Here is a 26,047-nt window from a genome sequence, read left to right on the forward strand (position 1 = left end):
TGAAAATATCAAATCCGGAAAAAATATTTTGAACGATGATAAAATACAGGATACATTTCTTAGAAATGTCATTCACTGTGCGTTAAAGAACTTTATTTTGACTAATACTGATGTTTTATTTGCATCTACGCGATCCACCTGCAGTAGATAGTTTATAACCCGATAATCGCAGCCTTCTGATCAAAAAAAATAGAAAAAATAAAATAATAGAAAAAAATAGTATTTTCAAAATGGAAATCCAATACGTTTGCATGCATTACCAGGTGACCCAGTGATATCTATGACAAAGCCTATCAGGCTTGATTTCCCAACCAAGACACAACATAGACCGTATCCATATTCATGATTAATATTTGTACGAAAGCCAAAAATGGTGAACAATCGCTTACTTAAAATGGTGAACAATCTCTTACTTAACACAGCTGCTACTATGACAATTTAATCACACCCAAAGAAGCACAATTAACAATGCGTGAAAGCATATCGAATCGCATTACATGAGCATCACTTTCAATCTGTTATCCTAATCATTAGAATTGTAATCTTATGAGCAAAAATTTTATTCTTGCAGTACTATGCCTGGGGATATTTCAATTTGCCTATTCACAACGTACGGTTAAGGCAAGTCGGGAAGCCGAAGAAAATGAAGAAAATGAACAACATGACCAGGAATTCAAAAATACCAAATGGTATAAGTTAATGCAAAAACCTAATGCTGACTATTTCAGCATTAAAAAGAAATTCGACCGTTACATTGAACAGCATCCGCTGGTAGATGGCCCCAAAGAAACAGGGGAAGAATGGTTCAGGAACAATATTTACTACCTGGATCGCAAAGGAAGAGTTCAGGCTCCTCCTGCTTTTAACTACCAAAGCCTGCGCCCCGGCCTTCCTCCGACGTCAACTGTTACAGACACTACAGCCGGAGACTGGCATATAACGGGACCGCGCAACCAGACGCTGAAAGATGGTTTTACCAGGGGCGGCTTCTCCTATTGCGTTCGGATGGATCCGACCAATACACAAAAAATGTTTATCAGTTTTCAGACGGGTGGCCTTTGGGTTTCATCCAACGGAGGAGTTGCATGGCACCTGGCAGATGGTAACATGCCAGACAATCCCTACTTTGATATTATCCCCTGCGCTGCCAACACAAATATTGTTTATGCGATTTCAAAGTCTGCAGTCATCAAGTCTACCGATGGAGGCTATACCTGGGCAGCAACCGGGCTTAATAATTCCGTATCTGCTTACTCGTCAACACAGGGATATGATATCGCGGTATCTCCTGCCAATCCCAATGCGGTTGTTGCGCGTTGGGGAAATTCATTGTATCGGACAACGGATGGTGGCACAACATGGACTTCGGTTCTATCTTTGTCGAATAACATCAGCGTGGATGGTTATGTCAATAATACCGGGGGGATCCTGGAATGGAGCAACAACGACACCAGCCGGGTCTTTTGTATAGATGCTGCAATAGGTAGTCAGACTGCCACCATCTACGCATCTACAAACCAGGGTGGAAGCTTCTCTTCACTGGCAAGTATCACCATACCTACCGACATTCCAAAGCAGGACCTGCGCTTCATTAAAATTGCGACAACAACAGATCAGCCGTCTGATGTTTTTGCCCTTTTAAACTGTGGTTATTCTTATATGCAGTTATATAAAACTAACGTAAGCACGGGAACGACTACACTTGTTCGGAAAAATATGATCAATAACCAGGGATGCGATGCTATCGCCATGGATATCAATAATTCCAATAATATCGTTTATGGCACATATGGGGAACAAAATGTTCATTATTCAACGGACAACGGGCAAAATTTCACCGCGTCCAACCAGATGCATTACGACATCAGATCGATACATATTGTCAGTGGCAATGTGATGGTAGGAAACGATGGCGAAACGGTGGTGTCATCCGACAAAGGCGCCACATTTTTTAATGTTTCTTCCGGCATATCTAATATTGAGCTCTGGGGTTTTGGCGCTTCTTTCAAGTCCGATATTCTGGCCGCAGGCTGTAATCATGGCCCGCTGACGGTTCGTGATTATGCCGCGAACGGGGGCTGGTATCATCTCCTGGGAGCCGATCAACAGAATACCGATATCAACCCGCTCGACAGCGTTCATGTGATCTCCAGAGGATATGATGCCTATTATGTAACCAGGACGGGGATCGGTACCTATACCTCTGTTTCCGGCCAGGTGGATCCGGGCAGGGAAGACTGGTTTAATAATCTGTCTTATCATCCTAACCTGTTCAATACAATCGAAAGCCATACCGCGGGCAACTTTCCCCAGCCTTATCAGTCAACGCCTACCGGCGAAAGACTGACCTGGCGGAATTCCCTGCTCAGAAGTAACGACAATGGTCTTACCGTCAACTATCTCGTACATACTTTCAACGACAGGCTGATGAGCGAAAAAATCTGTATGAGGGATACCAACCGCATTTATTGTATTGTTTCTCCTTCCAATAATCATTTATGGAAAACTGCAGACGGCGGTACTACCTGGACGGAGATCACACCTGGTACAGCAGTGACTGGCGCCAGCGTCAGAAACATCAGCGATGTAGCAGTAAGCGATCTGAATGCCAACGAAATATGGGTAACTTATTCCGGCGTACAAAACACCTGCAAGGTATTGCATTCGATTGACGGAGGAGCTACTTACACCAATCTCACCACCGCCACGCTTGGTTCATATCCCATTGCAAAAATAGTTTTTCAGCGTGGTACCAATGGTGGCGTTTATGTGGGTAACAAGTCAGGCGTTTTCTATAGAAACAATAGTATGAGCGACTGGCAACTGTTAGGCACCGGGTTACCGATGCTTTCGGTGCGCAATATGTTTATCAATTATTACAAGGGTAAATTATTGATCGGTACCAGCCGGGGGGCCTGGGACCATGATTTGTACGAACATTCAGCAACCGTGGCTCAAATATCGGCCAGTACAAAAACGCCGAATTGCCAGTATCCGACGGTACAGTTCCGGGATTACAGTGTAGTGAGCAGCGGAGGCAGCGGGGCCACCTATTCCTGGCAATTCCCCGGCGGTACTCCATCTACCTCCACTTCAGAAACACCGCTGGTCAACTACTTTGGTGCGCCGTCAGGTAATTATGATGTCACCTTAACCGTTACAGATCAATATGGCACCGACACACAAAAACTTTCCGGGTTTATCACCTATGATTCAACCGGTTGCTGTGAAAGCAATGCACCGGGCTGGTCATCAGAAGATATCGGGGCCCCCTCAATAGCCGGTACAACATGCTACCAGTTAAACATGAATCGTTTTACCGTCAAGGCTTCCGGCAGCGACATCTGGAATGCTTCAGACCAGTTCAGGTTCAATGACACCACACTGAACGGCAACGGGCAAATCACAGCAAAAGTCGCAAGCCTTCAGGGTTCCAGCGCATGGACGAAAGCTGGTGTGATGATCCGGGAAACCACAGCAGCCGGCAGTAAAAATGCATTCATCGCAGTAACACCAGGTAACGGAGTTACCGTGCAACGCAGAACTGCTACCAATGGCTCCTCGGCCAGCACACGAGGGGCATCAGGCGTAACCGCACCCTATTGGGTAAAGCTCATACGGACAGGTAACCTCTTCTCTGCTTACGCTTCCCCAGACGGAATTAACTGGACCCTGGTCGATACTCCCACCATCGTCATGAACACAAACGCAAGGATTGGTCTTGCCCTTACCAATCACGATAATACCGCGCTCGCAACCGCTGTTTTCGACAGCGTCAGCATCTCGTCTTCCTGTATAGCCATCACCCAACAACCCGTATCAGCAAAAACCTGTATGGGCAGTAATGCCACGTTTAGTACAACAGTGGCGGGAACAGGTAATACCTACCAATGGCTGAGTAATAATGGCAGTGGGTGGTTCAATGAAGGCGATGGTGCCTGGGGCGATGGAACGGTTTCCGGATCTTCAACACCCACCCTGGTAAAAGGAGTGAACGGCTCCACCCAAAATGGCCGGCAATGGCAGCTCCAGGTTACCAATACTACTTGTGGCTCCATCCTCTCCAATCCTGTAACGCTTACTGTATCCGGCGTTGCTATTACCTCACAGCCAGTGTCGGCAACAGTATGTATAGGTAACAACGCTACCTTCAATGCAAATGTAGCAGGCGCAAATGCTACTTATCAATGGCAAACCTACCAGGGCGGCATCTGGGTCAATGAAAGCGACGGTGCTAAACCCGATGGAGACGTTTCAGGTTCTACAACACCAACGCTGGTGAAATCAGTGAATAGCGCTACTCAAAATGGCCGCCAATGGCGCATGCTGGTTAATAATGGCTTCTGTAGTGCCGTTATTTCCGACACCGTAACACTGACCGTTGCGGGGGCAACTATCACCACACAACCTGTTTCAACAACAGACAGCATAGGCAGTACTGTCACTTTCAGCGCAACAGTTGCCGGTACAGGCAATACCTATCAATGGGAAACCAATAAGGGGACCGGTTGGTACAATGAAGCGGATGGTGCCTGGTCGGACGGCGCTGTTACAGGTTCAGCAACAGCAAACCTGATCAAAACGGTGAATGCCTCCACCCAAAATGGCCAACAGTGGCGCCTGGATGTTATCAGCGGCACCTGCCCCAAAATCGTCTCCAACAGTGTCACGCTGACAGTTACACAAGGAACGCAGGAAGCTGGCCGGAATATTCCTGTCTCCAATACAAGGGAAAAGATATCAGTTTATCCTAACCCTGTGCATAATGTGTTGACTATTGCAGGATTGACAAAGGAAAAAACAATTATCATTTACAACAGCGCAGGTGTGCCTATTTATCGGGAAACAAATACGGGATCAACAAAAGCCGTTGACACTGACAAGTGGCCAAATGGGGCATACATCCTGAAAATTACAGGAACCGATGGCAATACTCAAATTTTTAAAATAATTAAAGACTAGTAGCCGGCAAGTAATCGTCCGGAAAAATTTAAAAGAATAAAATAGAAGAGGGTTGTTTCAAAATTACTTTTGAAACAACCCTCTTCTATTTTCAGGAACAACAATCTGTCAGGGTCACGTTGCCACTGATCTTGCTAAATGCCTTTCGTTATTGCTGACGTTCGATTTTCGGGATTTACTTCTCAGATTCAATTTGTTTTCTGAATGTCATAGGTCGCTACTCCTTCTTTTAGCTTCTTTTTACTCTTCAGCGATATGCGTTCAATGATTTGTCCCTCCCACATTGTTCTGATCTCGTCATCTTCCGGCTGATTTAATTCAACCGGCTTGTTTTCAATATCCCAGGTGGTTGCGTCGTATAGCAATTTCACTTTCGTTTGATCGGGCATCGTAAACACAATTACCCCTTTGCGGCTGATATCCGCATTGCACACCGTTATGAAGTGCTGGATTACAGGTGCTGCTGTTTTCAAGGAATAACGATCACGTATTTCCACCCCTTGTTGTTTATCCAGGGTCACAGTGCGTTCCCAGGTTTTGATTCCGGCCTGTAATGGATAAGCCCCTGCAATATCCATGGAAAGCGATGAACGTTTTTGATCGCTGCTATAGTTAACATTCCGGGCAGCATACTGCTTCCCGTCCTTTTGTTGCATACCGTTAATTTCGGGCAAGTTGTGATAGCCGGAGGTATTAAACCAAAGCGTATATCGTTCATTCGAAAATGTGCGTCCTGTATAGGTTCCCCTGCCTACATCTATAAGAAGTGGCTTACCATTGAAGTACACAGTACAATCGCCTACATCATTGTGATTATGGCTTTCGGCATTATGCCCACCATGCGCTGATACAAAGAAACCATTATCTGCATGTGAACACATCATTTGAATATCAGCCATCCAGGCATCTTTTGGTATCATGTATTTTCCTTGATACTGCACGCAGTTGTTCCTTTCCGTCAACGCGAAAAAGCGTCTTGTGAACATGCGGTCAATTGGTTTGTTGGAGATAGAAGTGAGTTCCCTGGCCATAGTGCTACCCAGGGCCATCAATGTTGAATCGCCGATGGCCTTACCAATACCATAAAGTGCAACACCATCTATATCCATTTTTGCGGAAGCATCTCCCATGTTCACAAAATATTTATCGGCAATATGCATATGATAAATGTAGCTGGCCGATCTTTTCAGGAAGGGTTCATTGTAAAGATCAATTTTCCCGGAAGAAGCACTATATAAAACACTTAAAGCATCGAATACACATCCTACAGATGGGAACCAATAGACTGGCCCCTCATTAATCGCACCATCATTACCCAATCCGTTCAAATAATGATCAATGGTGTTCATACCCTGTTTAATAGCAGCAGCTCGTTTTGCTTCGTTGGTTTCCAGGATAAGATTTACTGTTATATAATTCGACATGATCCATGGGGACCAGTTATTGAGCACCCTGTTCGGATTATCGTTTCCTATCCATCCCCAGTTGGCTGTAAGCATAGGAGTGAGCATACGGCGGTTAATTTCGCTTACAATTCTTGGTTTCAGCTGTCTGGAAACCTGGTCTAAACTACCCCCAGCAAAATAATAGGTCCACGCCAGCAAGGAGGCTGTTTCGGCAGCGAATAGATCTACATAAGGTTGATCAACATTGGGCAAGCCTGCAATGTGTGCCGGAATACCCCAAAAGCTTTCTTCACAAATGGCCCATACCGCATCCGCAATCTTATCGTTAAAACGCCCTTTCCCTTCCATCGATTCCGCCATTATCAGGTTGAACAACTGAAAACGTCTGGCGATATACATTTTATCAGATTGGGGGCTGTTTTTTGAACGGGTGAACTGCAGAAAACCAGTAGCAGATATAGCGGGAAAGTCCTGATGCAAACTGCTGTCGCCATTGACTATGTACTGCCTGATAACGCTTTCGGGCAAGATCTTATGCCATTCCTCAGCAGTAACAGGAAATGGTTGCCACTTACMGGGTGAAATCAAAACCTGTTTAATCTGCTCCTCTGTAAAAAGCTTAAATAAATTCCGCTGTGCCAACTGCGCCTGCCCATAATTTGAACTGCATATCAGTACCAATAAAATCAACGTTTTTAATATCTTCTTCATATAAATTCTCTATATTATCATTTATAAACTATCTCAGGTTCTCATTCATTAATCTGGCCTCTCCCGGTTTAACCTCTTCAACCAGATGGCGAAGCCGCCAGTTCAATTTTCACAAACGGATAGCAAAGCTACACTTTCTAACATCCCTATCAGTCCTGAAGTTCGTCCGGTTATATTCCTACTATATACAAAAAATGAAGATACCATAAGGTATCCTCATTTTAACTAACCTTATTTTAAGTTATGTCATTATTGCTTTACAAATCTGAACTTCTGCGCATTGAAATTGTTATCAGCCCACATCGGGACCTGCATTCCATTTGCAGAACTATCATCAGGAGAATTTCATTCCATGTTACCTGCAATTGGTAAAAGGTTTAACGTGCACAACTCTTCCGGACATTGCCGCTGCCCGCTCTCTCCACAATCTCGCATTATTCGCAGTATTGGGATTTCCTATTGGGGTTCCCTGATCATCCAGTACGTCAGGATTAGAGTAATAGTTAACTTTATTACCACACATGTGTGTTTTCCAGTGCCCATTATCGTATCCGGCAGCATAAGGAGTGATCCCGTTATCACAATGACCGCTACCTGCATTGTGCCCTACTTCATGCCGGTAAACAGTAGTCCTGTTTACGGCAGCTACTGCTACCCAGCCTGGCTTATTTCCCCAGCCTAAGGCTGACCCGGGCGCATTTGTTGGTTCCTGTACCACGCATAATAAATCAGCGCCCGAGCTGGAAAGCCCGCTTGCAAACCAGTTTGGCCCATCTCTAAGAACACTGGTAACCACTCCGGGATTATTGGACGTAATCCCTGTGCCAACTAAACGCAGTCTTACATTGTCGACCTCCGAGTTGGTGAGACCATTATTCACAGAAGCCACCATGTCATTGGCGTATGCAGTTAAATTCGCTGACCCGATGCTACTAACAGCAGCAGTAGAGTAGCCAACAAACAGATCAATAATATAAACGCCGTTACATTGCTCTCCTGCGGCCACAGCTAATTCCGGGGCAGCCATCTTCCCATTTCGGAGCATAGGCATGTCGTCATTTTCGTCCATCTTAATTGGCTTTAAAGCGGAAAGCCTGAAGATATTGCCTTCCTTCGTGGACAAAATGTAATTTACATTGTCAACTCCGAAATCGGCAAATATGGATTCATGCTGTTGATCATCAATCAGCGTAAAGTTCAGCATCTTCGATGCAGCACCTTTTGCCAGATTATCACTCACTGTTCCGGAATAAATATCCACATCCCCGAATCCTTTGGTTTTAGAGGTGATTGTTACTCCAAATTTTTTCCCGCCAGGCAGGTTCAGCTCAAATACAGATGGTATAGCCCCCTTGCCATTTTCATCTTTAAATGCCAGCCGCACCTGGTAAGCGTCTGCTTCAAATGCTAAAGGTGTTGTTGCTTTAATCTCCGTAAAAAAAGCGTTCCTGTCAGAATCGGGATTCATGATCCGCGTGCTTTTCTTACAGGAATAAATGATTGCTGAGATTAATATCAGTGTCGCTGCACTGATAATAACATTTCTAAATAGTGATTTTCTTTTCATGGTTATAAATTTTAGTTGAAGGTTAGTTTCTTTTGACTTCCTCCGGCGTAAGTCATCATGCTTAATCAGCAAATCCGCTCATGATTGGGCAACAACACTGCCTGCATTGCAAACGAAGCAGGCGGACGTATCACAGCATACATAACATTGATAACGAGAGGCTACCGATGCAGCATTCAATGCTCGCTACGGAATCGGTATTAAATAATCGGAACTGGCAGATCACCTATGTAACATATTGGATTCGTGGGAAACATACAGGCTATTTTTCATTGGCCCATTCTACTTTAATCTAACCAGCGGGTACATGGAGAATTCTGATTTAACAAACATCGATATTACAATTCCTGTCGCTGTTTTCATTCCAGGGTATTGTCTTCGGACAATGCCAGCAAGGGCACTACCCCGGTCATGACCTCCAGGTAAATTACTTTCCTGCAAAGATTAGCTAACGGATCAGACAACCGGGTGGAAAATCATAAAAGATTAGGGAGAATTTTATAAACGATGCCATAACTCATTATTTATCAATAAGAAAAATTCTCCTGATGTAATAGAATTCCCTAACTTCTGGTCAGACTATTACAACTCCTCTCATTTTGCGATGAACAATGAGTACATTTTTTAACAAGCATCATGCTAAATGCTTTTGGTTACCTTGTGAGTGCTGTTGTTATGCAGCATACTCCCCAAACGTCAGGATAACGGGGTGATTGCAGAAGGATTTTAGCGATACAGGCAAAACCTAAATACTGATTTGTTTCTGTTCTGCCTTTTTTCAATAAATCGTATATTCAGGTAAATTTACAAATCAACTCCCCAAATGCACCATTAAACCCCTTCCGCAATGGACTACATCATAGAAAATGACAATAAACATTTGATCGTTTTAGTTCATGGACTGAATGGCGGAGCCACTAGCTGGCAGGGAAACGAAAAAAGGTTTGCTGAAAGGTTATCGGAGGAACAACTTGTCAAAGAATATTTTGATCTCGCTTCATTTACCTACGGTACGAAGATATTTAGTGTTGGCTGGCTTACTAAGCTGAAAAATACCATTAAAGGCTTTACCAGCAATCGTCCAAAAGAAGATATTAACGGCTTCAATGTAGGGATTGAATCCGTTTCCCGTGTTCTAGAAGCTGAATTGAAAGGGATTCACGAAAAATATAAGACCATCACGTTTATTGCTCATAGTATGGGAGGCCTGGTTACAAAGAGCGCCTTGAACTGGTTGAATAATGATGTTCTTAAGAAAGTCGAGTTGTTTATCTCGTTGTCAGTGCCGCATATTGGCGCCAGACTTGCAAATATCGGATCTGATCTTATTGGCAATAACCCGCAATTACGGGACCTCAAAGCAATGGGAAACTTTACAACTGCGCTGAACGAAAGGTATGCCAGTTTAAAATACCTGCCTAAGGTCATCTATCAAACCGGCAACCAGGACACTATCGTACCCAGACCATCGGCTGTACCACCAAATGTCCATAGTGATTATGTCGAAAGTACATCGGATGATCATTTTTCAATCCTACTTATCAAAAACAGTAAAAACAACGCTGTTTTCAGGACAGTAATCAAGGAATTAAATGGTGTGCTACAGCCCTTTAAATCTGTTGAAGCGGATGTCCCTCAGGACACTCCCTTCCAATTTTTTGTGGAAGCAATGGCTTCAAGGTTCGGGGTTCAGATCAACATCAGTTGCTTCTCTCCAACAGAACTAAGCGCAAAACTCAGGGCCGGCAAGATTAATAGTTCATCCGTTGAAGATTTCTTTTTGCAAACCGGAAATTTATCCATCCATACATTCCCTAAATATACAGTTGAGAGAGAACGGGGAACAACAAACTACACCTTCAAAAAATAAAATGCTATGAGCAACGAATGCAAATGTACACACCCCGATGGAGGCGGCACTGAATGCCCCCTTCAGCATGTCGCCCTATGCATCCGCGGAAAGGACAGGGAATGTTATGGAACGTGTATACCTATACCCGGCAGCTATAGTTTTCCAACCTCAGGCTTCGGCAACTGGTTGGATAATATAATTGACCAATCAGTTAACGACTACGCCCGCGCCAACTATGGAGAAAAAGCCTCACAATTTGGTGTAACGAGGTTATCGGACTCCAGTGCGCTACAAGACGGAAGAATTACATTTCAACTTGACACCATAGAAATTCATATCAGGCTTTCCTATGAGTTCAGAGATAATACAGAGTCTTTAGGTGGCTTGCAGGAGGAGGCATATGTTAGCTGACAGGTTTTAAAATGGAAGAAGTTAAAATTTCAGTTCTCGGATGATGAGCTAATTGATTTCAATCGTTATACGAATGGAGTTGATAAGTTGCTCCATCAAAAGCTTATTATTAATGCAACCTTTTTATAACAGAAGCGTCTTATATAAGAATATTATTCATTAACCCACCTGAAGAATCTATTAAACATGTCAGTATCGCCTGTTAAATCAATTTGCATATTTGTATTATGCCTTCTTTTTAGTGGGTATCTGTTTGCCCATAATGGGAGTGTTGCCTATGCATATCCACTTGACAGGATCAAGGTAGATGGCGATCTTTCCGACTGGCCAAAAGATGCCGTCAGGTATAAGATCGGAATAAATCCATCGGACACCAAACCGCAGAATGAATCTGATTTTTCCGGCTATTTCCAGCTTGGCTATAACCTCAGCAATCAATCATTATATGTGGCATTTACGATTACAGATGATGATTTCGTTGAAGATACTTCTAAAAATGTAAGCTGGAACACCCAGGATGGGTTGGAAGTAAGCATTGATGCACGTCATCTGCTTTCCGGTTCGGGGGTGGCGTCATTTATGTACAGTAAGCACCTTCATACCGTTAATAATGCCTTTTATGATCCTTTTGCCAGTAAAGCCACTTGGGATATGATGGAAGTTGCTGTTACACATCATGGTAACACCCGCATTTACGAATGGCGTATACAGTTAGGGAACGAGTTGGCTGTTGGAAAATCAGTCGGTTTCGATTTTCATGTATTTGACAAAGATCAGGATGGAAGCTTCTCCTGGTCTGCCTGGGGGAAGGGAGAATCTAAATTTATGAACCCAAACAGCCTTGGCGATATCGTCTTTTTGCCTGCCGGCAAAGAACTGTCCACTGTTTCAGGAAAATTAAGCTGGAGTAAACAACAGGTGGCAAAGCTACCAGGTCTGTTGCGGCTCATCACTTCGGACAACCCAAAACTTTGGATTACCGCTGAAGTAGATAGCCTGGGGAACTATGGGGTAATGGTACCTCGTGGAAAATATAAGCTCACACTCCCTGATCCTTACTTTCAATCTGACGGTAAAGTTTATGCCGCCGATCAAAAAGCACCTGCCACCGTTGTAGTAAAATCCGGACAAAAAATAGTTGCATCTGCGTTTCGTATATCATCTACCCCTCTACCCGACTTGATTCCTGATAAAGGCGTACTGTTAAATTTTACCGCATCCGGCGCCAGTCAGATAGATCATTTTATCGAAACCTATCGCGGTTATTATGGAATACCTGGTATTTCACTTGCTGTAATTAAAGACGGGAAATTGCTTTATCATAAAACATATGGTGTCAGCAACACCATGACCGGGGAAAAAGTAACTGACAATACATTGTTTGAAGCAGCTTCCGTTACCAAGCCTGTTTTTGCTTTTGCTGTTGAACGACTGGCAGAACGTGGGGTGATTAACCTCGACAGACCGTTATATGAATATCTTCCTTATAAGGATATCGAATATGACGAGCGATATAAGTTGATGACCGCAAGGCATGTATTAACGCACCGGACGGGTTTCCCCAATTGGCGATGGATGAATAAAGACGGAAAACTGGATCTGAAATTTACACCCGGCACAGCATATAGCTATTCAGGTGAGGGCTTCGAATACCTGAAGCTGGTGATAGAAAAAATTACTGGTAAGAAGGTAGAGCAAGTATTGCAGGAGGAAGTAATTGAGCCCGTTGGACTATACCATACTTTCTTTTCAAAAAATGATTCTTTACAGCGGATGGCGGCATATGGCCATTATGATAAACTGCCAACTAAAAATGATCTGCCGGAAAGCCCCGGCATGGCCTATTCTATGTATACCGAAGCAAAAATTTTCACAAAGTTTATGCTGTATTTGTTAGAGCAGAAAGGCCTGAAATCAGCAACTTACGACACCATACTATCCAGGCATTCAGCATACACTTTTGATGACGAGGCGCATAAGCCGAAAGTTCCTACCTATATGGGGATGAGTCTTGAGATCAGAGAAACCCCTTTTGGCAAAACATTTGGCCATGGTGGCAATAACGGCGATTTCAAATGCAGGTTTGAAGTGTATAAAGACCTGAAAATGGGATATGTCATTTTCACTAATTCCAATACGTCTGATGTATTGCTGGACAACCTCCGCAAGTTTTTGGTGGAGGGGAAAGATGCTACGCCATGACGTGTTAAGTTTGTCTCCAACGGGAAAAGGCTTCAAAATATTAATTTTGAAGCCTTTTCCCGTTGGAGACACTGGTAGTAAATGTGGCAGAGGTTGCCAGAAAAGTAGTTTGTGTATTACCTTTGCATCTTTATAAACAAAAGACATGAGTCAATTTCCGCATATAAACCTGCCGCTAAAAAACAAACTGACATTCACTGCTAACCCGGTAAACGTAGTGCCATTGCCCAATGGAGAGATCCTGATGAACTTTGCGAGTCAACCGTTGATTACAAAGCTCAATGCCAACCTTGAAATTGTTTGGGAAAAAATCATCCAGGGCCAGCATGCGAATTATGTAAGCAGCAAGCTGTCTGCCTCTTCTGACGGCCGCCTGATTGCTATTGCCGGTATGACCGATATGCGCATTCTCGATGCAGAAGGGACCATGGTATTACATACGGTGGAACATGACTCCTGGGGCTGGTTCCTGGGCGCTGCCTGTTATTTCGCTCTGGATAATAAAACGATCTGGTATGTATTGCCAGGTGATAAAAATGAAACAGACCAACTGCAGGTGATGGATGCCGCTACTTTTGAAGTAATTGCTTCCTCCCCCCTGCTGGAAAGCCAACAATACACCTATGCATTTCATGCCACGCCAGACAATGACATTATCCTGCTGGAAGCGGCGGCTGGCCAGGAGAAAACCATCCTGATGCAGTTACAGATGAACGATGGTGTCATCTCCCTTACTGAACTTACCCAATGTGATGATGTGATCATGGGCAACTTTGCACCATCAGGGAAAGAGTTTGTTATGGCGCCCCATTATGATGGACCGTTAGAAATCTATTCCTTCCCTGTAATTACCAGGATAGTGCAGCAGGATCAGGAAGCCATTTTCGAGGGCAGTAAAGATTTTCCTGCCGCTGAACCAGATAATATCAACTACAATGTATTTTTTGTAGATGACAATAATATCCTGGTAGTTTCCCAGTTTGGAAGATTGTTATTGCTGGACAGAAAAGATTTACGTTGTAAGGCAGAAGTTATGCCGGAGGGGATTGAATTTACGGCATATAACCTGGATGGTAACCCTACCACCAACCCGGATTATATCTTTGATTACAGCAGTAATATTATCAATGTAATGATTGTGCATGACAAGCTGTTGCTGACAACCGGTGATGGCCAGTTGCGCAGTTATGACCTGCCGCTGTAATAAAAATAGAAAGGGTGTCTCCTGGTTCAGGAGACACTTTAAAAACCCATAAACATATTACAATAACCATTTTTTAGATAATTTACTATATACTTTAGTTAAAATTCCATGCGGAAATATTATTAACTATCGCTAATATTGTCATGATTCCACTGTAGTGTCAACCAACTGAGCAAACTGTCAACCAAATTTCCAATGCATTATGGGATTAAAGTGTATTGACAATGAACGTGAAATACTGGAGCAAGTGGCCAGCGGCTGCCAACATGCATTCTCAAAACTTTTTCATGGCTATGTACATCAGGCAGGCCGTATTGTTTATACAATCATCGGCTCCCGCGAGCAAACAGAAGAGATACTGCAGGACCTGTTTGTAAAACTTTGGAAAAACAGGGAAAAACTGACCAGTATCAAAGAATTCAATGCCTATTTTTTTATTCTGCTGCGCAACCATACCCTTAATTACCTGACGCGGTTAGCGGCGGAAAGAAAAGGACAACAGGAGTATGCCAGGTTTGTAATACAGCAACAGGACAAAAAAGAAGACCATGATGATGTTCGTCTCGAAATAGTTGACAAAGCTATTGAAGCGCTGCCTATGCAGCAAAAAACCGTATTCCTCCTGCGGGCGCAGGGTTATAGAAACCCTGAAATTGCGTCCCGCATGAATTTATCTACCGACTCTGTAAAAAAGTACAACCAGCTGGCCCTTAAGTTTATTCACCAGTTTATTAAGCTGAGGGTAACGGTTTTGTTCACATTGGTAGCTGTCCGGTATTTAAAATAAAATATTTTTCCTCCCCATATCTCCTTTTATACCCCCTCCACTGTCTTATGATATAGGAACAATGTTCAAACAGTCACACTATGCAGCAGCAAGACCGTTTACACTTTTTGTTGGAAAAGGCCACTACCGGCACTATCGCTGAAGAAGAGCGACAGGAGCTGTTTGCATTATTGACTGATCCGGATGCAAGGCAATTATATAATGATTTATTTGAACAACTGTCAACACAATACACTGAAGAAGAAGATTTTTTCTCTGCTGAAGAGGCCACTCATTTATTAGAACAAATCAATGAAAAAAACAGTGAGTTGGGCTCAGGCCCGGATGTCAGTACCCGGATATATAGCTTAAAGCCGGTACTCTTCTGGGCTGCTGCCTGCACAACGATGTTATTCTCGTTGCTCTCCTACCGCTTTTTTGTAAATACGCACCGGGTAGCTGATCAGAAAAAAATAGCGCAGCTAACGCCTGCTCCCAGGCCCAAATCTGATGTAATGCTGACACTCTCCGATGGCACACAGGTTTCCCTGGATAGTACCGTAACCGGAAGGGTATTTGAGCAAAAAGGAGCCCGCGCCGTTAATAATGATAACGGAACCCTTACCTATGCAGGGAATGTCAAAGCAGCAGAAAAGCCCGAAATCGTGTATAACACCCTCACTATACCGAGGGGAAAACAATATAAAGTAGTACTACCGGATGGCAGCCAGGTTTGGTTAAATGCTGCCTCCTCCCTGCATTACCCGACACAGTTTCCTGGTCAGGAACGAAAAGTCGAATTATCAGGCGAAGCCTATTTTGATATCGTTAAGGATGACCGCAAACCATTTTTAGTAGTAACTGCACAACAAACTATTTCCGTACTGGGTACTTCTTTTAACGTTAAAGCCTATACAGATGAACCGTATATTAAAACTACACTCATAACAGGCAGTGTAAAAATTAATCTGCCAAATGAAAACAAGTCAAGCGTATTAAAACCAGGAGAGCAGGCTATACTGGCAAATAACGATTTGCTGATAAAAACAATAGACACCAAAGAAGATATTTCCTGGCGGTCCGATCTCTTTTATTTTTCTGATACCGATCTGCGGGATATGGCGTATCAGCTGCAACGCTGGTATGATATTGAAGTGGATTTTTCATCCCTTCCGGCAAAAAGACTATATGGACAACTACCCCGTAGCACACCACTACCAGAACTGTTAAGCGCAATTGAGAAAACAAGTAACATAAAATTTAAATTAAGCAATGGCCGGCTGTTTGTAGAGAAATAGTATCCGGATTTTATTTATCAACCATCATCATTTCACACCAGTAAAATTACATTTATGAGAATTCAACGTGGCCATCGTATGGGCCATTGGAAGCGCTATGCCTGGTGCATAATGTTTACTGTCTTCCATTATCTGGCAACATCTGCAATTGGCTTCTCCCAGCAGGTAACATTAAGTGTAAGCGGAGCAAGACTGGAGCAGGTACTCGAGTCGATCAGAACACAAACAGGTTACTCCTTTATTTTTGATGCGCGGTATGCAAAAAATGCGCTGCCTGTCACGGTAAACCTTAAAGAGGAGTCGCTGGAAACCGCCCTTGCCCAGGTATTTAAGGGGCAGCCATTCACCTATGAAGTAAATGATAGAATCGTAACCGTACTCGCATCGCGTAAGGCGGCGGCAGTAACGACGTTGTCCGGCAGGATTGTTAGTCCGGATAACCAACCTATTATTGGCGCCACGGTCATCGTTCAGGGTTCCAGACAGGGAGCAACGGCAGATGAAAACGGAAAGTTCTCCCTTTCAGTTGCTGCAGATGATGCCACCATCGTCATCACTTCTATCGGCTTTAACTCGTTAACACTTCACTTGAACAATGGCGTATTAACGGCTGCCAGCAAGCAGTTTAATCATCAGTTGGTCAGAAATACGCCACAGAATCTCCTGATCATGCTCCAGCCTTCTGCATCGCAATTGCAGGAAGTAAACGTAACAGTAGGATATGGTACGCAGAAAAGAAGAGAAACCACGGCCGCCATCTCCAGCATTAAAGGCTCCCAACTGCAAAATAAGCCAAGCGGTTCTATAGAGGGATTGCTGCAGGGACTTGCTCCCGGGTTAGTGGTGCAAAACAATACTGGTATGCCGGGTGGAAGAAGCATGATTCAAATCAGAGGTCTTGCTTCGTTCTCCAATTCCGCCAACTCCAACGTAGTAAGCACACCTTTGTTTATTATTGATGGTGTGCCACTGGAACAGGATGTATTCAACCCTTCAGATCCACGCCARGCCATCACAAGTGTGCTGGCTGGTTTCAGTCCCTTTGACCTGGAATCCGTGGATGTACTGAAAGATGCTTCCGCTACTGCTATCTATGGTTCAAGAGGCGCCAACGGCGTTATCATTATTAACACCAAACGTGGCAAAATCGGGAAACCAATTGTCACCTTAAATACACAATATGGATTGAGTTATTACCCATCACTACGTAAAACGCTTGGTGGTAAAGCGGAACGCGATTTTAAAATTGATCTCTTTAACCAGTATAAATCTTCCAAAGTAGGCGGAGGAGATTCAGATATGCCCATTGAACTGAGTGATAGTCTGAATAGCTTTTATAACAATTCTACCGACTGGCAAAAACTGTACTTCCGGGATGCTGATCTGAAGAATATAAACCTGGGTATCAGCGGCGCTACGGAGAATGCCAGCTACCGCTTAGGAGTAGATTATTATAACGAAAAAGGTATTGTCCTGGGTTCAGGATTTACCAGGTTTTCACTGACCTATAACGGTGTTTTCAAACCTACTTCGAAGTTAACGATTACCGGCCGGGCTAATTTGAGCCAGACCGATGCCAGCCAGAAAAGAGGCGACACGTACAGCGCAGCAGTAGTAGGAAATAACTTCTCTTCTTCTTTCCGTCCAGGCCCCAACAGCGGCTTTTTTGATTCCTTCCTGGAGTCTTACAAGAAAGGCGTTAGCATTGACCTGACCAGGAGAGTACTGGCACAGCTGGAAGTCAGTTATGATCTTACCAACTACCTGAACCTCACCTCCAGGGCATCTGGTAACTATGAATTTTATCGCACCCGCTCATTTGAACCATCTGCAACAAGAAATGATCAGAAAGCAGCATCTTCTTATTATTCACAGGAAAAAGTAAATCTGCTGAGCGAAACATTTCTTCGTTTATATCACACATTCCCTTCAAAACACTCGTTCGACCTCGTGTTGGGTAATACCATCAACACCAGCGAAAACAACAACATATTCGGCTCTGCATATGGCGGCCCCAGTGATGCACAGCAGGTGATACAGGGATATCCGCAAGCCAATCTCAAACTGGAAACGCATAATATCAGGTATGGCTTGTTGTCTTACTATTCCAGGCTTTCTTACAACTACGACAAAAAATACCTGTTCCAGGGTGTTGTGCGCGCCGATGGTTCTTCCAAATTTGGTAAAGATAACCAGTGGGGATATTTCCCTTCGCTGTCTGCAGGATGGGTATTTACAGAAGAAAAATTTATTCGTAAGCACATTGGCCGCTGGCTGAATTTCGGAAAGATCAGGGCCAGTACAGGTAAATCCGGTACCCAGTATGAGGATAACTACCTGGCTGTAGGCGCCTATCAAACCAAGAGTGGAGACAATGCTACGTATAATGGCATCCCATTACTGGCTCCCAGTTACGGTGCAGGTAACGGTACCGCCTTACCAAACCTTACCTGGCAAACTACTAAAGACAAGGGCGTAGGATTGGATCTTGAGTTTTTCAACAGCCGTCTGACCATGACACTCGACTACTATAATAAAAACACAGACGGATTCCTGTTTCCGGATGCTTTAAATGGTACCAGCGGATACACTTCCCGTTATATCAACAGCGGAGCTGTTCGCAATACCGGATATGAAGCTGCCATTACAGCCTATCTTACAAGGCCAGGAAAGAACTTTCAGTATTCCGTCACCTTTATTGGCGCCATTAACCATAATGAACTGACCAAACTGCCTGATTTCGGCAGAAGTGTTTCCAGAAGCGATTATGCGGTAGGACAACCTTATCTGGAGATTGGCCGCCCGCTGAATGGCTTTTACCTGATGAAGTACCTGGGTGTATATCCAACAGACGAATCCGTTCCGGTAAATAAGTATACAGGTAAACGACTGTACCCTAATACCAGCGGATTTTCCTCACAGGATCCGTATAAAGCCGGGGATATCATGATACTGGATGTAAACGGAGATGGCAGAATTGGTGTAATTGATAATTCCGACCGCGTTTACTCCGGCGATCCTAATCCTAAATTTACCGGAAGTGTTTCTCACTCTTTCAGCTATAAGTTTAAAAGCAATGCCACACTCCAGCTGGACATGTTTTTCAACTACTCTGTTGGCAACAAAGTATATAACAAAGTAAAGGCAGATCGTATCAAGGGGGTGAGCTGGACCGCCAGTGAAAATGTGAACTATCCGGGCGGACAAAGAAACCTGCTGGATGTATCTGACCTGGATTTCTGGACGCCTACCCACACCAATGCAAAATATCCAGTGCTGAATCCGTGGAGATACTACGGTACATCCAGTTATGATTTTATCGGCAACTACGAAACCAACACCGATCTTTTCCTGGAAAGCGGAAGCTTTATTCGGTTAAATAATATCAACCTGAGCTATGATTTTGCACCGGCGGCGCTGAACCGTTTTAACATCCGGAGACTGAGAGTTTACGGCGGGATGAGTAACGTATTTATCCTTACAAAGTATTCCGGCGTGGATCCTGAAAACGTGGATTCTTATGGTTACGATCTGGGTAATGGATATCCCATCCCTTACAAATTTAACTGTGGCTTTAACTTTGAATTCTAAGATTATGAAGATAAAAATAACATGGAAAAACAAAATGTGCTTCCTCCTCGCAGGTTGCGCCTTATTATTTTCCTGCAAAAAAATACTGGATCCTGAAATTATTGAACTGCCTACTGCTGCTAACGCTATTATGACCTCGGCAGATGTGGAAAAAGGAGTAGCCGCTGCTTACTCCTACCTGCGGGCGGTGGTACCGGATAAAGTATTTCTCATGGGAGATGTGCGTGCAGATGTGTTCTCCAGCTATTCCCAGAGTTCCAACGTTCGGGCGGAGACGCCTATTGCGACCAATACCGCCAGCGCTTTACTGAATAACGGAGGTGGTAACTGGAACCAATTTTATACCGTCATTGCGCAATGCAACCTACTCCTTGAAAAAATCCCTACGATTGCCAATTACGATGAGTCACTCAGAAACAGACATATCGGTGAAGCCAGCTTTATCCGGGCACTCACCTACTTTTACCTGGTTCGTTTCTGGGGAGATGTACCCATCAACTTAAAGAGCGTGAACATAGATAACCTGTCAAGGGCGCCACAGGCAGATGTATTCAAGCAGATCACAAGTGATCTGGACATCGCCATTGCTGACCTGGCATTGGATTACGGTGGTGGCGACAAAGCCGTAAGAGCCACCAAAGGAGCAGCATGGGCTATCAAAGCACATGTACTGGGATGGTTACAGGATTACGCCGGTTGCGAAAAGCTATGCGACAGCGTGATTACAAAAGGTCCGTACAGTCTTGTTACGGATACACTGAACCTCATCAGCATCTTTGTAGGAAAATCCAATGAGGGCATCTTTGAGCTTAATTTTGATGCCAATGCAAGAGAGGTACAGAGAAACCGTGTTTATAACAGAACATTGGGCAGGCCCTGGTATAAAGACCAATCAGATGGAGGAGGCGGTACCGAAAAGTTTATACTCTCTCCCACCAGGCAACAACTGAATAACATGTTTCCACCAAGTGCACGCGATGCCCGGTTGTTTACCTGGTTTGACCGTGCCACCTACCTGCAGGGCGTTTATGATGACCGTATCTTCCTGGGCAAATACAAAACGCTGCAACTGAAAGGCGACACCTCCTCACAGAATATCAATGAATCAAACATTATCATTACCCGTTTGGCAGATATCATGTTGCTGAGAGCAGAAGCGCTGGCCAGTCCGTCCGTAGGCAGAGCCGGAGAAGCTGCAGTGCTGCTGAATAAAGTAAGACAACGTGCATTTACCACCCTCTATACAGGTGGTGGCAGTATCCAGGACACTATCCTCCTCGAACGCAGAAAGGAACTGATCGGGGAAGGACAATATTTCTTTGACCTGGTGAGAACAAGAAAGCTGGATAAAGACTCTAAAATTACGGCAGCCGATTGGTATCAGAAAGGTGCATGGCTACTCCCGATAGATCAGAGCATTATCGCGAAAAGCAATTTTATGATCACTCAGAACGAATACTGGAAATAACTTTTTATATGAAGAAAAATATTTCACTAAAAAAAGCAGCACTCCTGGCAACGCTTACTATGCTGATGTTTTCAGCATGCAGGAAAGATAACTATTATGTCGATGGAGGCCTGTCTAAGCAATCCGAGGAAGAAAAAAGGATGACGGTATATGAATTCCTGGCCAGCAGACCTAATCATATATTTGATTCGCTGGTGAAGATCATTGATCTCACCAATAGCAAGGCCCTCGTGAATCAGGCTAACATTACTTTTTTTGCGGCACCCAATAAGTCGGTATTACGGTTACAGATGAACTATACACCGGATGACCGGCAGACTCCACAAGCCCTCGCCAACATAGGAAAGGATACATTGCTCGCCTTACTTGGCAGGTTTATCATACCCAATGCTAAAGTGAGCCTGGAGCAAGCCGTAAAAGACCGGACAAAATATTACAAGGCCCTTAATGGCGACTCCCTGATTATTAGCGGTGTAGACGGTGGAACAAGTGCCACCAGCTCACTGCAAACATCAGCGTACAGAATAATGTTTGAGCATTTAAAAATACCAGGAGTAGATACTGTAAGGTATAACGCCAGTATACAGACGCATAACCTGATCACTGCCAACGCTATTGTACATGTATTAAGCAATGGCTCCAGTTTCGCAGCAGGGCTGAAACAAAAATATTTCAGATAGTCTTAATCATTTTATCATGAAAAAATCATTAAACATACAATGCCTGTTGTGGCTGGCTATCACGTTACTAACGATCTCCTGTAAGAAGGACAATAGCGACGGCTTTCTAAGCCCGGCACTCAAGTATACCAATCCTTCCATTAAGATAGCAGTAGGTGCCTCCCTTATCCAATCCGGTGCTATGGTGGCAGATGAATCTACCAAACCGCTGGAGTTCACCATTGATGCCATTCACTATGAAGATGGAAAAATTGCTGATAAGTTAATGGCCTATAAGGTAGATACCTACTTCTGGCAAGCAGAGTATACAGGAAAAGAGAAAACCGTACAGGAGTTAGACAAGAAGCGCACTAAGGTGAATCGCCCCGCCGTTGATATCAACCCTGCGAATGGAAATATTGTCATCTACCCGGAGGCTACTGATACCACCATATTTACCAAAGGCAAGTATATCATTGACGTAAGAGTGAAAAACAGTGGCGGAGAACGTCTTATTAAATCGGCACTGACCATAGACGTTAGCTACGCATTGCCTTATACTTACCGGCTCTCTGGTCTGGACGGCAAAATAACAGGTCTTGATGTAACCTTTGACAGACAGACCAACACCGGCAATAAAATACTGGTATACGTACTGAAAAAAGACGGCACTGCCGTTGATCCGAAAACGTTACTCGGATATGATTATTCAAGTAACCCGGACGTACCGGACTTAAAGGATTGGCATAACCTCGGTTTGAATAATCCTACCAAGTACACTGAATTCCCCGATCACCTGGAGCTGGAAATAGCCGGTTTCCCACTACCCTTCGTTTCCGGACAGGTGCTGAGGATCGATATGTATAATAACGGAGACATCAACGGTGGCTATTTCAACTACTGGTTTGACATGTCTATTCTTAAAGAAGGTATCTGGAAAGTGACGATTCAGTTGAAGTATAATTAACGATCTGCTGTTACTTTCATAATTGTTAAGAGGCTGACCAGATTTTACTTTGGTCAGCCTCTTGTTTTATAACTGAATCCCCATCCAGCATTAATCGTGCACCGTCATCGCGTCGGCGCTTACCATTTTACTTTCAGTTCGGAACGCCTGTTCTGCTTATATTCGTCTTCCTTGCACGGCACACCGTCCTTGCAGCCGTTCACAGGACTCTCCTCCCCTTTATTGCTATAATAGAGACGTTTCGGATCGATGCCTTTATTAACGAGGTAATCTATTACTGCATAACAACGTAATGCTGACAAATCAGTATTATATTGATCAGAACCGCGGTTATCTGCAAAGGAAGCAATCACGATCTTCCAGTTGGGGTGACGTTTCAGCACCGCTGCCACCTGGTCCAGTATCCTGCGGGATGCGGTAAGCAGTGATGCGCTGTTATAATCATATAAGAACTTAAGTTCTTCCAGTTGTTGTTTATCTGTTTCTTCTTCTGCAGTATGTTTTTTCTCCACCAAACCTGGTTGTCCGCCTGCTACAGCTGGTATGGTATGGTCTGTTTCCAGCGCCGGATTCCTATTGCGGTCAACCCTGTTAAAGTAATCGGGATCAGAGAAATAATAGATATCATCTTTGCCCATGCCGCCCTGCCTGTTGGATGCTACATAACCTTCATAGCCATTACGTTTCAGTATCAGCCCTAAATCATCGGCGGCGGAGTTAAACGGCACTTTCATATTCTGCGGTATTTCCCAGCTGGACTTCGCCCCTTTTACACGGTAGATGTCATAACCACCCATCCCTGCATAACCTCTGCTGGAGAAGTAAAGAATGCCTTCTTCATTAACAGTGGGGAAGGTTTCTGAAGCCACCGTGTTTACCTGATTACCACAGTTGATCGGCGTTCCCCAGGTACCATCTGCCTGTTTTTCTGAATACCAGAGATCTGTCTGACCTAACCCACCCGGGCGGTCAGATACAAAATACAGTACGTCGCCGCCGAAACTGAGCACTGCATGACTGGACGAGTATCCTGGTACATTAATGCCAGTCATTAATACGGGGGGCTCCCATTTGCCATTCTTTTTTATAGACTGGTAGATCTGCAGCTGGCGGACACCATTCACGATACCTTTGCCTGTGACAGGTACATCCCTGCCCTGTATGTTGATAGTGGCATAGAGGGTATCTTCTGCGCTGCTGAGACATACCGGGCCGATATGATAATCATATTTGCCCAGCAATGCCGGCGCCAGTTCTTCCAGGTAGGTGTTGGAATTGTCGCCTGAGTATTGCTGATAAACATATGCTTTATAATAAGGTAGTTCAGTGCGTTTGTCGATAGGTGGCTTTGACTGTGAGCCACCATTAAGCGCCATCGAGCGGTATCCGTTTGACATCAGCAGCAAACCTTTCTTTACTACTCCACTTACCAGGTCCGAGTTAGGTGTATTCAGCTCTTTAACGGGTTTTAATTGTACAGGGGGCACCTGTTTACCCCATACAACGGCACTGTCGCAACTTTGCAGGGCGATCTCTTTTAATTTAAGACTGTCTGCATCAGACGTCGCAAACAACATATATTGCTGCTTTGCCGCATCATACTGTTCCAGCTGCCGAAGCACTTCTCCATAAGCAAAATAAGCGGACGCCGGACAGTCAGTACGGCTGGTGATCTCCTGGTATATATCCGAGGCTTCCTTATAGTAACCGATCTCGTGGTAGCTATGGGCCATTTTCATCAGCTGATCCACGGGCATCTTATCCCCCTTATTGCGGGCAATCCTGTTATAGAGCGCTCCTGCGGCTGCATACTGCTGCCTTGCATAAGCTGCGTTAGCTAATTGCGACAGGCTTTTCTGCTCCTGGCTGAACAGGCTGAAGGCCCTCAAAAACATCAGCGGAATAATAATTAAAGTGCAACGTATCATACGGGTAGTAACTAAGGGTTAAAAATACCTGGGGTTCTTTACTGCGAAATTTTTCGAAGGAATTAAAAAGCCTAGTGATATTTCATGTGATCCTCCCTGATAACCCGCCATTTTATTAATGCTCAGGTCATAGGAATACCCGATACGCAACTTTTCTGTCGCGTAAAATTCCACCATCACACTGGCTGCATCCAGTTCACTCAGATCCTTCTGCAGGTTGGTTTTGTTCCATACCCCCACACCTGTACGATAGGAAGCGCCCGCCCACAGCTTTTCACCGATCAGCAGAAAGGCATTAATGTCTACGTTAGTGGGTCCCTTAAAATCTTCCTTGATAAGGATAGAAGGCTTCAGTTGCAACTTCTCTCCCAGCGGAAACATAGCACCCGCAGTAATATACAGGTGCTGTGTTTTGCAAATGGTAGAATAGTTATTCCCTTTCCAGCTGTAACGCGAAGCATCTGTATAAAGAGAAAAGAGGTCCATAACAGAAGCGCCTGCGTAAAAGCGGGAAGTGTAGTAGTAAATCCCGAAGCGGGCATCCGGCACCCACACACTCTTTTTACCCAGAGGTATCGCGGAATCGTCATTATCCGTGTATTGCAGTGCCGAGCCATCAATGGAGTACTGGGTAACCCCTCCTCCTATGCCGAAGCATAGCCGGCGCGTGCCTTCATCATCCAGCGGGATCCGGTACGAATAAGAACCATAGAGTGACAAAGCATCCTGCGGACCCAGTTTATCAAACAACATTTGCAGCCCCAATCCCACCTTGTTTTCACTGGCAGGAGTTACGCCATCTATCGACACTCCCCCTGTGCGGGGTGCGCCGGGAAATCCAGCCCACTGATGGCGGTAAACGGTATTCACGTACAAGTCTTCCTTATAGCCTGCATAGGCTGGGTTAATACTTAACCCGTTGAACACGTATTGGCTGAACTGTATGTTCTGTTGCGCCATTCCGCGCATACCTGTTGCCAGCAGCAAGACCATTATTCCTGCTCTGAGTACTGTTTGCATCTTTACACGTTTTTTGTAGCAGATAATATTGTTGT

The 26,047-nt window shown here is 44.4% G+C and carries 15 protein-coding genes; 11 read left to right on the top strand and 4 right to left on the bottom strand.

Going from position 1 to position 26,047, the window contains the following annotated elements; all coding sequences use genetic code 11:
- Nucleotides 1–546 precede the first annotated feature (546 nt).
- The gene (locus tag AC1DP6_RS15940) at nucleotides 547–4,962 is read left to right on the top strand and encodes a PKD domain-containing protein (RefSeq protein ID WP_477055712.1); all 4,416 of its coding nucleotides are present in this window, start codon (nucleotides 547–549) and stop codon (nucleotides 4,960–4,962) included.
- Nucleotides 4,963–5,150: 188 nt separating this feature from the next.
- Here the strand turns inward: AC1DP6_RS15940 and AC1DP6_RS15945 are convergent, their stop codons facing one another.
- Together AC1DP6_RS15945 and AC1DP6_RS15950 are read right to left on the bottom strand one after the other, a co-directional pair.
- Nucleotides 5,151–7,079 (bottom strand): heparinase II/III domain-containing protein, encoded by a 1,929-nt coding sequence (locus AC1DP6_RS15945; protein ID WP_477055713.1) that lies wholly within the window; start codon nucleotides 7,077–7,079, stop codon nucleotides 5,151–5,153.
- 355 nt (nucleotides 7,080–7,434) lie between these two features.
- On the bottom strand, nucleotides 7,435–8,547 hold the full coding sequence (locus tag AC1DP6_RS15950; protein WP_477055714.1) for a hypothetical protein: 1,113 nt from the start codon (nucleotides 8,545–8,547) through the stop codon (nucleotides 7,435–7,437).
- Nucleotides 8,548–9,493: 946 nt separating this feature from the next.
- On the opposite strand from AC1DP6_RS15950, the gene AC1DP6_RS15955 reads away from it, so the two are divergent.
- From AC1DP6_RS15955 to AC1DP6_RS16000, 10 genes are all read left to right on the top strand, one after another.
- Nucleotides 9,494–10,516 carry a lipase family alpha/beta hydrolase gene (locus AC1DP6_RS15955; protein WP_477055715.1) on the top strand — a complete coding sequence of 341 codons (1,023 nt, stop codon included), beginning with the start codon at nucleotides 9,494–9,496 and terminating at the stop codon, nucleotides 10,514–10,516.
- A 6-nt stretch (nucleotides 10,517–10,522) separates the two neighbouring features.
- The gene (locus AC1DP6_RS15960) at nucleotides 10,523–10,909 is read left to right on the top strand and encodes a hypothetical protein (RefSeq protein ID WP_477055716.1); all 387 of its coding nucleotides are present in this window, start codon (nucleotides 10,523–10,525) and stop codon (nucleotides 10,907–10,909) included.
- 186 nt (nucleotides 10,910–11,095) lie between these two features.
- Nucleotides 11,096–13,111: a serine hydrolase gene (locus AC1DP6_RS15965; RefSeq protein WP_477055717.1), complete on the top strand. Its 2,016-nt coding sequence runs from the start codon at nucleotides 11,096–11,098 to the stop codon at nucleotides 13,109–13,111.
- Nucleotides 13,112–13,256: 145 nt separating this feature from the next.
- Complete coding sequence (locus AC1DP6_RS15970) at nucleotides 13,257–14,315, top strand: hypothetical protein (RefSeq protein WP_477055718.1); 1,059 nt, start codon at nucleotides 13,257–13,259, stop codon at nucleotides 14,313–14,315.
- Nucleotides 14,316–14,517: 202 nt separating this feature from the next.
- Nucleotides 14,518–15,102: a sigma-70 family RNA polymerase sigma factor gene (locus AC1DP6_RS15975; RefSeq protein ID WP_477055719.1), complete on the top strand. Its 585-nt coding sequence runs from the start codon at nucleotides 14,518–14,520 to the stop codon at nucleotides 15,100–15,102.
- A gap of 80 nt (nucleotides 15,103–15,182) precedes the next feature.
- Entirely contained in the window at nucleotides 15,183–16,379 is a 1,197-nt protein-coding gene (locus tag AC1DP6_RS15980) for a FecR family protein (protein WP_477055720.1), read from the top strand.
- A gap of 54 nt (nucleotides 16,380–16,433) precedes the next feature.
- On the top strand, nucleotides 16,434–19,970 hold the full coding sequence (locus AC1DP6_RS15985) for a SusC/RagA family TonB-linked outer membrane protein (RefSeq protein ID WP_477055721.1): 3,537 nt from the start codon (nucleotides 16,434–16,436) through the stop codon (nucleotides 19,968–19,970).
- Between the two features lie 4 nt (nucleotides 19,971–19,974).
- The gene (locus AC1DP6_RS15990) at nucleotides 19,975–21,438 is read left to right on the top strand and encodes a RagB/SusD family nutrient uptake outer membrane protein (protein WP_477055722.1); all 1,464 of its coding nucleotides are present in this window, start codon (nucleotides 19,975–19,977) and stop codon (nucleotides 21,436–21,438) included.
- A gap of 8 nt (nucleotides 21,439–21,446) precedes the next feature.
- Nucleotides 21,447–22,118, top strand: coding sequence for a hypothetical protein (locus tag AC1DP6_RS15995; protein WP_477055723.1), 672 nt, complete (start codon nucleotides 21,447–21,449; stop codon nucleotides 22,116–22,118).
- Nucleotides 22,119–22,134: 16 nt separating this feature from the next.
- On the top strand, nucleotides 22,135–23,064 hold the full coding sequence (locus AC1DP6_RS16000) for a DUF5007 domain-containing protein (protein WP_477055724.1): 930 nt from the start codon (nucleotides 22,135–22,137) through the stop codon (nucleotides 23,062–23,064).
- A 119-nt stretch (nucleotides 23,065–23,183) separates the two neighbouring features.
- Here the strand turns inward: AC1DP6_RS16000 and AC1DP6_RS16005 are convergent, their stop codons facing one another.
- Entirely contained in the window at nucleotides 23,184–24,959 is a 1,776-nt protein-coding gene (locus AC1DP6_RS16005; RefSeq protein ID WP_477055725.1) for an OmpA family protein, read from the bottom strand.
- A 51-nt stretch (nucleotides 24,960–25,010) separates the two neighbouring features.
- On the bottom strand, nucleotides 25,011–26,012 hold the full coding sequence (locus AC1DP6_RS16010; RefSeq protein WP_477055726.1) for a PorP/SprF family type IX secretion system membrane protein: 1,002 nt from the start codon (nucleotides 26,010–26,012) through the stop codon (nucleotides 25,011–25,013).
- Nucleotides 26,013–26,047 lie beyond the last annotated feature (35 nt).

The sequence above is a fragment of the Chitinophaga sp. 01L420 genome (assembly GCF_056399985.1).

Bases quoted from the DNA above. Each gene is read 5' to 3' on its own strand.
- AC1DP6_RS15990 (WP_477055722.1), top strand. From the start codon at position 19,975: ATGAAGATAAAAATAACATGGAAAAACAAAATGTGCTTCCTCCTCGCA.
- AC1DP6_RS15970 (WP_477055718.1), top strand. From the start codon at position 13,257: ATGAGTCAATTTCCGCATATAAACCTGCCGCTAAAAAACAAACTGACA.
- AC1DP6_RS15960 (WP_477055716.1), top strand. From the start codon at position 10,523: ATGAGCAACGAATGCAAATGTACACACCCCGATGGAGGCGGCACTGAA.
- AC1DP6_RS16010 (WP_477055726.1), bottom strand. From the start codon at position 26,012: ATGCAAACAGTACTCAGAGCAGGAATAATGGTCTTGCTGCTGGCAACA.
- AC1DP6_RS15950 (WP_477055714.1), bottom strand. From the start codon at position 8,547: ATGAATCCCGATTCTGACAGGAACGCTTTTTTTACGGAGATTAAAGCA.
- AC1DP6_RS15995 (WP_477055723.1), top strand. From the start codon at position 21,447: ATGAAGAAAAATATTTCACTAAAAAAAGCAGCACTCCTGGCAACGCTT.
- AC1DP6_RS15975 (WP_477055719.1), top strand. From the start codon at position 14,518: ATGGGATTAAAGTGTATTGACAATGAACGTGAAATACTGGAGCAAGTG.
- AC1DP6_RS15980 (WP_477055720.1), top strand. From the start codon at position 15,183: ATGCAGCAGCAAGACCGTTTACACTTTTTGTTGGAAAAGGCCACTACC.
- AC1DP6_RS16005 (WP_477055725.1), bottom strand. From the start codon at position 24,959: ATGTTTTTGAGGGCCTTCAGCCTGTTCAGCCAGGAGCAGAAAAGCCTG.
- AC1DP6_RS16000 (WP_477055724.1), top strand. From the start codon at position 22,135: ATGAAAAAATCATTAAACATACAATGCCTGTTGTGGCTGGCTATCACG.
- AC1DP6_RS15940 (WP_477055712.1), top strand. From the start codon at position 547: ATGAGCAAAAATTTTATTCTTGCAGTACTATGCCTGGGGATATTTCAA.
- AC1DP6_RS15965 (WP_477055717.1), top strand. From the start codon at position 11,096: ATGTCAGTATCGCCTGTTAAATCAATTTGCATATTTGTATTATGCCTT.
- AC1DP6_RS15955 (WP_477055715.1), top strand. From the start codon at position 9,494: ATGGACTACATCATAGAAAATGACAATAAACATTTGATCGTTTTAGTT.